Here is an 8,655-nt window from a genome sequence, read left to right as displayed (position 1 = left end):
CGCCGGACTCTACCGGGGCCGGTGTCCGGGCGGTTCCGTCCGGCCGGCCCGTGGCCACTCGTACACCATCACGGCCAGCGCCGCCATCAGCGCCCCGAGCAGCCAGCCGCCGACCACGTCCGAGGGCCAGTGCACGCCCAGCCACACCCGGGTCACGCCCACGCCCACCACCGAGACCAGCGCCGCCGCCACGGCCGTACGCCACAGCACGCGGCCCGCGCCGAGGCGGCGCAGGAGCCACAGCAGCAGGCCGCAGACCACCGTGGCCGTCATGGCGTGGCCGGACGGGAAGGCCGCGTAGTGGGCGGAGTCGACGGGGTCCGGCCAGACTGGGCGGGGCCGGTCGACGGCGGCCTTCACCGACTGCTGCGCGATCGTCGCGAGGGCGCAGGTGACCGCCAGCCACACGGCCGTCCACCAGGCCGCCCGCCGCCACACCAGCCACACCGCCACCGCGGCGCAGACCAGGCGCATGGTCAGCGGGTCCCAGACCCAGTCCGTCAGCACCCTGAAGAGATGGGTGACATCGCGGTCGTGAACCGCCCAGCGGTGGGTCGTCCGGGAGATGTCGCCGTCCACGCTGAGCAGCGGATGCCACCGAACGGCGACGAGGATCAGCAGCAGGACGGAACAGGCCCCGAGGCCGGCGGCCACGAGAGCCACGGTGCGGAGCGCGTGCGGACGGGTCGAGGGGGACGCGGCGGACCGATGGTGCATACCGCGATCCTCTCCGACCGGGCGGCCGCGGGGCCAGCAGGAGGGCGACGGCTTCGGCGTCCGCCCCCTCCCGTTCGCCCCCGCGCCGTACGGCACGGGCGGGCCGGGGAACGGTCGCCGGTGCCGGCGCAGCGCCCGGGCCGCGGCGTCAGCCCAGCGCCCGTAGCGCGGGGACCAGCGCCACCAGTACCGGAATCACCGGTACCAGCGCTGCGGCCGCGGTCAGGCGCAGTCGGCGCACCGCGGGCAACCGGTCCGGCGGTGTCAGCAGCCGGTGCACGCGCTGGGGCACATGCGCGTGCGGAGTCGGCGCGGGCCCGAACACGCCCCGTTCCTCGTTGAGTTCGACCAGGGCGAGCGCGGTCGTCAGCCGGCCGAAGCGCCGTGAGGCCATGTCGTCGGCGGCCAGCTCGACCAGCCGGTGCATCTCGTCGCGGAAGGCGGCGAACACCGGAACCTGCGGGAACCCGGCCGCGAGCGCGGCCGAGCAGTGCAGCAGCCAGTCGTGCCGCGCCTGCGCGTGCCCCTGCTCATGGGCGAGCAGTGCGTCCAGCTGACGTCCCTTCAAGCGGCGCAGCGCGGCCGTGGTGACGACCAGCCGGGGTGCCGCACCGGGCAGCCACCAGGCATCGGGGCGCTCGCCCTCGAGCACCACCAGCCGCCCGCCGGCCGGCTCCTCGCCCGGCAACAGCGGGGCGCGCACGAGGAGTTCGGCCCGTCGGCCGCGCCGGCGGGCCCGGGCCCGTACCACCTCGCGCACGAGCATCGCGAGGCTCCACAGGCCGCCCGAGGCGAGCAGTACGGCGGTCGGTGCCGCCCAGGGACCGGCGGCGCCGAGGGCGTACGCGTCCACGACACCGCTCGGCGCCGGGGCGAACACATGCCCACGCACCGCCTGCCAGGCCGCCGCGGCGCTGAGTGTCATCGACAGCGCGCAGCACAGCAGTACGGCGGCCACGACGCACTGCCACACCCAGAGGGCGACGACCGGTTCGCGGTCCGGCCAGTCGGCCCGGGCCAGCAGCCGTGGGGCGACGACGGCGGTCAGGGCGCCGAGCAGCAGCAGGGTCACGGGGACCATCATGGTCAGCACCCTATGAGCGCCGAGCCGCTCAGGGGTACGGTCCGCGGTGCCGAAGTGACGCAAGCAACGCGCGCGTCGCGGAGCCCGGCGCCCACTCCGCCGGCAGCGCGGGGGCTCACATCGTCAGCAGCATCGCCACCATGCCGATTAAGCCCCTTGTGGAACTTGGCTGACCTGGGCAGATGGTTCCTGCCGTGGCCTATCTGGGAGACTAATGGGAAAAGGCGGAGCCCACCAGACCCCCATGCCCCAGAAGGCTTCCCACCGCTTCTGCAGCGTCTCGGCAATCCGCTTCTCCATGACGGGGGTGAGGTTCGAGTACAGCCCCTCGACGCCAGCGACCTCGTGTCCCATGCGTGTCTCCATGGCAATCCGCGAGTGCCCGTCCTCCTCCAACCACTCACGATGCCCGTGCCGCAGCAGGTAGATCCGCTTGCCCGTCATCTCCTGCACAGGCAGGATCTCCTGCCGCACATAGTCCCTGCGCGCACTCCTCGCCGGGGAGCCACCTCGGATGTACGGCCAGTAGGTCTTGCCCCACTGCGTTCCCATCTGCTCGCCACCAAGCGCTGGGAAGACCCATGGAGAGTCGTGTGAGGCCAGCAGAAGCGAGTGCATCTCATGGAGGAAGGGCGGGACGACGAGCGTCCTGTGGGAATCGTACTTTGGACTCACTTGGGTTCTGCGCCCGCCCTCATACTGACTCTGGTACTGGATTCGAAGCGCCGGCATGGTGGCTGGCCCATAGCGTTCCAGCGCGACTTCGCGTCGCTCGAGGTCCGGATCGCTCGCGGGCCAGGTAGGTGAAGCGAACTCCCGCCGCAGCCCCCACATCTCGCCGGGTGGGCGCATGCCCGTAAAAGCTAGCGTCCAGATGTACGTCCAGCCCGTGAAGCCCCACACTTGATACGCGTTGCTGGCCAAGTGGTGCAGCACTTGCATCTGCATGGGCCGCTTCGTCTCACGCTTCTTCTTGCGGTACCGGCCGCGGCGACGCTGCACGATGACTGGTGACTCGTTTCGCAGCTTGTACTTGACGACCGCGTCCGACATCAGCATCCCGAAGAGGCTGGTCAGCTGGTCAACGTAGTGCTGAGAGATCTCTTTCCGCATCGCAGCTGCCTGAAGCTCTTTCCTCCAGGCTTCGTACTCCCAGGTGGTGATCTCTCCTACCGCACGATCTCCCCAGTAGGGCACGATCCGCGATCGCAGGCGAGACCTGTACCTGCCGATGGAGGTGTCGCGGAGATCCTGCGCGTCGAGCCACATCCAGCAGTAGTCCCGCATCAATGTCTTGGTGCTGGCTCGGGGGATGTGGGTACCGTGTCTGACCTCGTGCTCACGGTCCAAGCCGTAGTTGTACGCCTCGTCTTCGTCCTCGAACGGGACGCCTGGCGCTGGCCCCGAGGCTGATTCGTACTGCTTGCGACGGGTGGCCTTGCCTTCGGCGTCGAGGTGGTACGTACCGTTCCACCACTTCACGCGGATCGAGTTGCCGCGCACCTCCACGTAAGGCATCGCTCTCCCTTGGGTGGTGTGGGTCGCGGTGCCCGGCAGGTACCCCTACCGCCTGGGCTCCGCGCCCGGCTGCTCAGGTGCCGAGCCAGCAGCCCCGGCATCCCTCGCACTCTCTTCCTGCGCGCTCCACGATCTCTCGCATCGAGCTGCGTGCCTGTTCGCTCGTCTCGATCTCGGGAGGCGCTACACAGATCATTCTCCCATCGGCCGTGCCGGCCCATCCTGCGAATTCCGGGCCCATGTCGACTATGGACAGACTGCTCTGCATAGTGGTCCCCCTTACGGGTGCTGTGGGGAACCCCCAAGGTGCTGGAACAACTGTGCCACGTCGAGGGCCACTTGATACCGGAGGGGACCAAAGTGGCTCAAGGAGCAGCCGGTCAACGCTCAGGCGGGAAATGGTTGTACGACCATCGGCTGAGTTTCGGCTAGAGCACCCCACGCTCACGCAACTGTTGCAGCACCCGTCGGTTCAGCTCGACGATCTCCTCAGCTGTCAGTGATCCCTTGGTCCCGATCGCTGCTGCGGTGACGGCGTCGCCGACGGCGCGCTCGAGTTCGGACTTAGGGACCTCCGCGATCTTGACATCGCCAGCGACGGGCTCACTTGTGATGGGGTCGCCGCCCGAGAGGACGATGAGGCAGCTCCCGGCTGCCCACTGGAGGGCTGTGTCCACTCCGCCATAGGAGCGGTCCCAGACTTTTTGGCCCGCCTCGACACGCTTCCACGTGTCCTTGGAGATGCCGGCGAGCTTGGCAGCGGGCTCGATGCCGAGCCTCAGCTCCGTGCGTCGCTTCTGTACGAGCACCGCGAGGCGCTCCAGGTCGGGGGTGGTCATGCGGTCATCTTCGCAGGACCCGCTAGGACCCGCTAGGACCAGGCCAAAGCAGTCCTGAACGTGGCGGCTCGGAGCCGGAGAGTGACCAGATATGCCCTGGTACACGCGTTCGAACGGGGTGACCGGCCGGTAAGAGGTTCCGCTAACTTCTACGAACATTCGCTAGACACCAAGTGCGACCTTCCGCTAGCTTCTACGCATGGAAGCAACCCCCACCACCGTCAAGGTGAACGGGGCGGAAATCCGCAAGCTCCGCATACAGGCAGGGCTGAGCACGACAGAGCTGGCGAAAGCAGCGCGCCTCAGCGCCCGCTACCTGAACCACCTCGAAAACGGCTACCGCACCCGCATGAGACCGCACTCGTACAGCCGTCTCCGCCAAGCGCTCGGCCTGCCGGCCGACTCCACCCAACTCCTCTCACCCCCAGAGGACCCACCCGAAGTGAGGTGACATGCCCGCCCGCAAGACTCCCCCCACCAAGACGCTGAAGCTCGAGGGCTTCCGCAACGTAGGTGAGGCCGCAGTGCGCCTGGGCTTCAAGACTCAGGCCGAGCACGAGGCCGGCAGCACGAAGGGCGAACGCTGGCTGCGTGACGGCTGCAATCGCCCCGAAGACGGCAGCGAGGGTCAGCCGTTCCCCCACCACCGCATGAACGGCTACCTCATGTTCAGCGACACCGACCTCGCCGAGATCGCTGCCATGCACCGTAACGCACGCACTCAGGGCGCCCGCCGTCGGCGGCGCCGCCTCCAGCCCGCCGCTTGAGCCGGCCCGCGCTGCCGCCTGACGGCACGCAAAGAGGCCGCCCCGGACGCGCATCCGAGACGGCCAGACCCACCCACACCATCCGTGAACAGAGAGGTGGACCACCACCATGTTCTCACGCAACACGTTCCCCAAGGTCGTCCGGCAGACGCCGGTGAAGCACGGCGACGACTGGACGCTGACCGTGTCGACGGTCCAGATCGCGCCCCGCTACTACAACACGGTCGTCTTCGACGACAGCACCGACAAGCGGCACGACGGCTGGCTGATCGGCGGCTACGTCATCAACCGCTCCTCGAAGCGCGCGGAGACCCGCGAGGCCGCGATGGAGCAGCATCGCGAGGCCCTGTACGCGGCCCGCACCGGCGAGCCCAAGGCGCCGCAGGCGGTGACCCGATGAGCTTGATGCCGAAGACTCCGCCGCACGTGTACGAGCCGCTGCCGTCCGGGGTGCGTGCCTTCGCCGAGCGTCACATGCCGGCCCACGTCGTTGCGGCCGAGCTGGCGATGCAGTTCGCCGCCCGTGAGCTGCACCGCCCGGTCAATCCGCTGTCCGTGGAGGACATGGGCGACCGCGAGGACGTCCTCGTCATGCACCGCCGCGCCGACAAGACCATCTCGTCCAACCCGGAGCGCATGGGCTCCCACCTGAGGAGCCTGGCATGACTCTCGACACCCGCATCTTCATCCTCGACAAGGTCGACCACCGCGAGGTCTTCCACTTCTGCCGGGGCCTGCTGGGCGCGACCGACAGCCACACGTTCACCGATGAGCAGGACACGACTTGGCGGAAGGGCAAGTCCTTCGTCGAGCCGAGCAACCCGTGGACCATCAGCAACAACCCGGGCCAGGGCCTCCCCGCCTGGCTGATGCTCTACTACCGGCCCGACGCCCCGCTCCGAACGCCGGAACAGGCCGCCACGCACGACGAGGACTGCAACCTCCCCGAGAACGCGGGCTACGTGGCGGAGTGGGGGCCGTGTGACGGCAAGTATCACCGGCGCGCCTGCTGGCTGACCGTCTCTTTCGACACCGCCTACGGCTACCGCGACGAGCGTGGCTACGGCTGCGGCGATCTGCACGCCGAGTACGTCGCCAAGCTCGGCCAGTGGCTCGACGAGCGCAGCGTCCGCTGGGAGTGGGAGAACGAGTTCACCGGCGAGGTCCACACCGGCTACGAGCGGCTGATCGAACTGCAGTCCGGCGGCTTCGAGGCCAGCGCCTGGTTCCGCACCTCCGTGCTCCCGATCATCGCCGCCGAGCGGGGTGAGTTCCGATGACCGTCGACCTGTCCCGTCTGGACGTGCCGCTGCCCACGGTGGAGGCCGAGGTCACGCTGCAGCAGCTGCTCGCGAAGCCGCCCGCCGGCCACACCCCGTACCCGCAGCCCGCCGACTGGTACGAGCGCGTCTTCGACGCCATGGCCTGCGCCCACCCCGACCGCTGCAAGTGCCCGCCGAAGGAGGCGAAGTGACCAGCACGATGGAGTGGATCCGCCGCACCTACGACGTGCCCGCCCGCCACGGCATGCGCATCGAGTACGACGGCAAGCCCGCCACGATCGTCGGCACCCGCGGCCCGTACCTCGCCTTCCGGATCGACGGCGAGAAGCGCATCACGGCCGACCATCCGACTTACCGGATCGTTTACCCGTCCGTCCCTGAGCCTGTCCGGCCGCGCGGCTGGTGCAAGCACTGCATGCAGGACCGGGCCATGACCGCCGACGGGGTCATGGGCCGCCATCACTGGAGTGGCCGCGACTACATCGGGTCCCGCACCTTCCGCTGGTCCAAGCCCTGCCCCGGCTCCGGCCAGCCGCCGTGGAAGCCCGTCCGTAACCTGACCCACCCGGGCGAGCAGCGGACGGAGCCGGTCCGGTGACCACCCTCCACCTCCCGCCGATGCCGGGCGACGCCGACCCGGTGATAGTGCCCGGCCTGCTGTCCGGCCTCGGCATCACCCCATCCCGGATCCCCGCCTGGATCACCGACCCGAACCTCATCGACGACATCCTCTCCGGCCACGCCGACATCCCCACCGACTTCGGATGGGATGCCTAATGGCCACGCGCACAGCGACCGTCGTGATCGTCGAATGCGACATCTGCGGCAGCCCCTACGACATGGACGGCATCGTCCTCCACTTCACCACGGACGACGAAGGCATCAAGTACGCGGTCGACAGTGGCTGGATGCGCCTCGACGACGGCCGGCTCATCTGCCGCATCGACGACTTCGTCCACGACATGGCGCGCATCCCCGGCGTGCACCTTTGACCCGCCGCCCCGCCGGATGGCACCGGCCGGCGGGAGCGGCGCCCCAAACAGAAGCCCCGCCGGGGTCCAGCCGACGGGGATCCACCACCAGCATCCCACGGAGGAAACCGTGACCCAGTACACCCAGGACAGCCTGTTCCCCCTCGACGCCGTTCAGACCGAGGGCTACGCCCAGCCCGAGGCCCGCGACGAGGCCGCCAACGACGACACGATGGCGGAGGCGGCGTGAAACTCCGCATCGACCAGAAGCAGCTGGCGGAGGCCGCCCGCCGCGCCCACCGCCGACTCCCGAACAATCCCCTGCAGCCGATGCTCAGCGGCCTGTTGCTGGAAGCCGACGCCCACGCCGTGACCTTGTCCGGGTTCGACTTCGAGACCGCCACCCAGGCCACGCTGGACGCCGACACCCTCGCGCCGGGCCACGCCCTAGTGGCCGGGCGGCTCCTCGCCGACGTCACTGCCGCACTCCCCGCCGGACCCGTCGACCTCGTCGCCGACGAACGAGAGCTGACTCTGACCGCGCCCGGCACCACGTTCACGCTGCCCGCGATGGACCGTCGCGACTACCCGGCGCTGCCGGTGCCGCCCGCCGCCTCCGGTGTCGTCGACGGCGACGCGCTGGCCGAGGTCGTCGGGCACGCGGCGCAGGCCGCAATGTCGGAGAAGGAAGCAGTCGGCAGCATGACCGGATTCGGTGGCGTGCACGTCGTGGCCGAGGGCGACCAGCTCGTCGTGTCGGCGTCGGACCGGTACCGGATCGTGCGGCACACCGTTCCGTGGCAGCCGGACGGCGACGCGGCTGGCGAGTTGCTGCTGCCGGCCGCGGGGTTCGCGGTCACCGCGAAGCAGATGGCCAGCCACTCGGTGCGCGTCTCTTTCACCGAGGGAACGAACGGCGTGGCAGCCCTGGCCACCGACCGGCTCACGGTGACTAGCCGCACTCTCGGCGTCGACTTCCCCGACATCAGCCGGTTCTTCCCCGACCCGGCCGCGGCCTCGGGCTGGATGCGCGCCGACGCAGCCGAGCTCGCCGAGGCTGTGAAGCGGGCCGCCCTGGTCAACGAGAAGCCCGAGCAGCCCATCACGCTCAGCATCGACCGCGACGAGATCACTGTGCGCGGTGGCGTCGAGGGCACCAAGGGGGCCAGCCGCATCACCGCCGAGACCGCCGACCTGGACGACTTCGAGATCGCCTACCGGCCGGACTTCCTCGGCTCCCTGCTGACCCCGATCAGCGGCCTGGTGCAGATGTGGTTCACCGCCTCAACCAAGCCCGCGCTGCTCGTGCCGGTCGACGACGACACCTACCGGGCCGTGTGCATGCCCGTCCGCCTCACCTGACCTACACCTCCACAGGCCGCCGCGTGAGCGTCCATCCCCCTCGCGCTCCGCGGCACCCCGGGCGGCCAGCCCCGCACCCCCCCCGTCGGGGCTGGCCGCCTCCCATCAGCACAC

General features: G+C 69.6%; 14 protein-coding genes. 10 read left to right on the top strand and 4 right to left on the bottom strand.

Annotated elements, in window-relative coordinates; translation table 11 throughout:
* Nucleotides 1–9: 9 nt before the first annotated feature.
* The 4 genes from ACGFRF_RS02995 to ACGFRF_RS02980 all read right to left on the bottom strand — a co-directional run bounded on the left by ACGFRF_RS02995 (nucleotide 10) and on the right by ACGFRF_RS02980 (nucleotide 4,158).
* On the bottom strand, nucleotides 10–717 hold the full coding sequence (locus ACGFRF_RS02995; RefSeq protein ID WP_393736580.1) for a phosphatase PAP2 family protein: 708 nt from the start codon (nucleotides 715–717) through the stop codon (nucleotides 10–12).
* Nucleotides 718–865: 148 nt separating this feature from the next.
* Nucleotides 866–1,801, bottom strand: coding sequence for a M56 family metallopeptidase (locus ACGFRF_RS02990; RefSeq protein ID WP_393736578.1), 936 nt, complete (start codon nucleotides 1,799–1,801; stop codon nucleotides 866–868).
* 147 nt (nucleotides 1,802–1,948) lie between these two features.
* On the bottom strand, nucleotides 1,949–3,319 hold the full coding sequence (locus ACGFRF_RS02985) for an integrase (protein WP_393736576.1): 1,371 nt from the start codon (nucleotides 3,317–3,319) through the stop codon (nucleotides 1,949–1,951).
* Nucleotides 3,320–3,747: 428 nt separating this feature from the next.
* Nucleotides 3,748–4,158, bottom strand: coding sequence for a hypothetical protein (locus tag ACGFRF_RS02980; RefSeq protein WP_393736575.1), 411 nt, complete (start codon nucleotides 4,156–4,158; stop codon nucleotides 3,748–3,750).
* A 199-nt stretch (nucleotides 4,159–4,357) separates the two neighbouring features.
* Here ACGFRF_RS02980 and ACGFRF_RS02975 point away from each other — a divergent pair, with 199 nt between their 5' ends.
* From ACGFRF_RS02975 to dnaN, 10 genes are all read left to right on the top strand, one after another.
* Nucleotides 4,358–4,609, top strand: coding sequence for a helix-turn-helix domain-containing protein (locus ACGFRF_RS02975; protein ID WP_393736573.1), 252 nt, complete (start codon nucleotides 4,358–4,360; stop codon nucleotides 4,607–4,609).
* 1 nt (nucleotide 4,610) lies between these two features.
* A complete protein-coding gene (locus tag ACGFRF_RS02970) occupies nucleotides 4,611–4,925 on the top strand; it encodes a hypothetical protein (protein ID WP_393736571.1) in 315 nt (104 codons plus the stop codon).
* A gap of 109 nt (nucleotides 4,926–5,034) precedes the next feature.
* Nucleotides 5,035–5,325, top strand: coding sequence for a hypothetical protein (locus ACGFRF_RS02965; protein ID WP_393736569.1), 291 nt, complete (start codon nucleotides 5,035–5,037; stop codon nucleotides 5,323–5,325).
* Nucleotides 5,326–5,330: 5 nt separating this feature from the next.
* Entirely contained in the window at nucleotides 5,331–5,591 is a 261-nt protein-coding gene (locus ACGFRF_RS02960) for a hypothetical protein (RefSeq protein WP_393736567.1), read from the top strand.
* Nucleotides 5,588–6,205 (top strand): hypothetical protein, encoded by a 618-nt coding sequence (locus ACGFRF_RS02955; protein WP_393736566.1) that lies wholly within the window; start codon nucleotides 5,588–5,590, stop codon nucleotides 6,203–6,205. The genes ACGFRF_RS02960 and ACGFRF_RS02955 overlap by 4 nt, the downstream gene beginning before the upstream one ends.
* Nucleotides 6,202–6,399, top strand: coding sequence for a hypothetical protein (locus tag ACGFRF_RS02950; RefSeq protein ID WP_393736564.1), 198 nt, complete (start codon nucleotides 6,202–6,204; stop codon nucleotides 6,397–6,399). Before ACGFRF_RS02955 ends, ACGFRF_RS02950 begins: the two co-directional genes overlap by 4 nt.
* Nucleotides 6,396–6,806, top strand: a complete 411-nt coding sequence (locus ACGFRF_RS02945) for a hypothetical protein (RefSeq protein WP_393736562.1) — start codon at nucleotides 6,396–6,398, stop codon at nucleotides 6,804–6,806. The genes ACGFRF_RS02950 and ACGFRF_RS02945 overlap by 4 nt, the downstream gene beginning before the upstream one ends.
* Nucleotides 6,803–6,985, top strand: coding sequence for a hypothetical protein (locus ACGFRF_RS02940; RefSeq protein ID WP_393736560.1), 183 nt, complete (start codon nucleotides 6,803–6,805; stop codon nucleotides 6,983–6,985). The genes ACGFRF_RS02945 and ACGFRF_RS02940 overlap by 4 nt, the downstream gene beginning before the upstream one ends.
* A complete protein-coding gene (locus tag ACGFRF_RS02935) occupies nucleotides 6,985–7,200 on the top strand; it encodes a hypothetical protein (RefSeq protein WP_393736559.1) in 216 nt (71 codons plus the stop codon). The genes ACGFRF_RS02940 and ACGFRF_RS02935 overlap by 1 nt, the downstream gene beginning before the upstream one ends.
* Nucleotides 7,201–7,425: 225 nt before the next feature.
* The gene (gene dnaN, locus ACGFRF_RS02930; RefSeq protein ID WP_393736557.1) at nucleotides 7,426–8,541 is read left to right on the top strand and encodes a DNA polymerase III subunit beta; all 1,116 of its coding nucleotides are present in this window, start codon (nucleotides 7,426–7,428) and stop codon (nucleotides 8,539–8,541) included.
* The last annotated feature ends 114 nt before the right edge of the window (nucleotides 8,542–8,655 follow it).

It is taken from the genome of Streptomyces sp. NPDC048521, from assembly GCF_043199855.1.
Lineage (GTDB): Bacteria > Actinomycetota > Actinomycetes > Streptomycetales > Streptomycetaceae > Streptomyces.
The sequence above is the reverse complement of the archived record's forward strand: the minus strand, read 5'-3'. Positions and strand labels throughout refer to the sequence as shown.

Coding starts and splice junctions, on each gene's coding strand:
- ACGFRF_RS02965 (WP_393736569.1), top strand. CDS start 5,035: ATGTTCTCACGCAACACGTTCCCCAAGGTCGTCCGGCAGACGCCGGTG.
- ACGFRF_RS02955 (WP_393736566.1), top strand. CDS start 5,588: ATGACTCTCGACACCCGCATCTTCATCCTCGACAAGGTCGACCACCGC.
- ACGFRF_RS02970 (WP_393736571.1), top strand. CDS start 4,611: ATGCCCGCCCGCAAGACTCCCCCCACCAAGACGCTGAAGCTCGAGGGC.
- ACGFRF_RS02935 (WP_393736559.1), top strand. CDS start 6,985: ATGGCCACGCGCACAGCGACCGTCGTGATCGTCGAATGCGACATCTGC.
- ACGFRF_RS02980 (WP_393736575.1), bottom strand. CDS start 4,158: ATGACCACCCCCGACCTGGAGCGCCTCGCGGTGCTCGTACAGAAGCGA.
- ACGFRF_RS02950 (WP_393736564.1), top strand. CDS start 6,202: ATGACCGTCGACCTGTCCCGTCTGGACGTGCCGCTGCCCACGGTGGAG.
- ACGFRF_RS02995 (WP_393736580.1), bottom strand. CDS start 717: ATGCACCATCGGTCCGCCGCGTCCCCCTCGACCCGTCCGCACGCGCTC.
- ACGFRF_RS02985 (WP_393736576.1), bottom strand. CDS start 3,319: ATGCCTTACGTGGAGGTGCGCGGCAACTCGATCCGCGTGAAGTGGTGG.
- ACGFRF_RS02975 (WP_393736573.1), top strand. CDS start 4,358: ATGGAAGCAACCCCCACCACCGTCAAGGTGAACGGGGCGGAAATCCGC.
- ACGFRF_RS02960 (WP_393736567.1), top strand. CDS start 5,331: ATGCCGAAGACTCCGCCGCACGTGTACGAGCCGCTGCCGTCCGGGGTG.
- ACGFRF_RS02990 (WP_393736578.1), bottom strand. CDS start 1,801: ATGATGGTCCCCGTGACCCTGCTGCTGCTCGGCGCCCTGACCGCCGTC.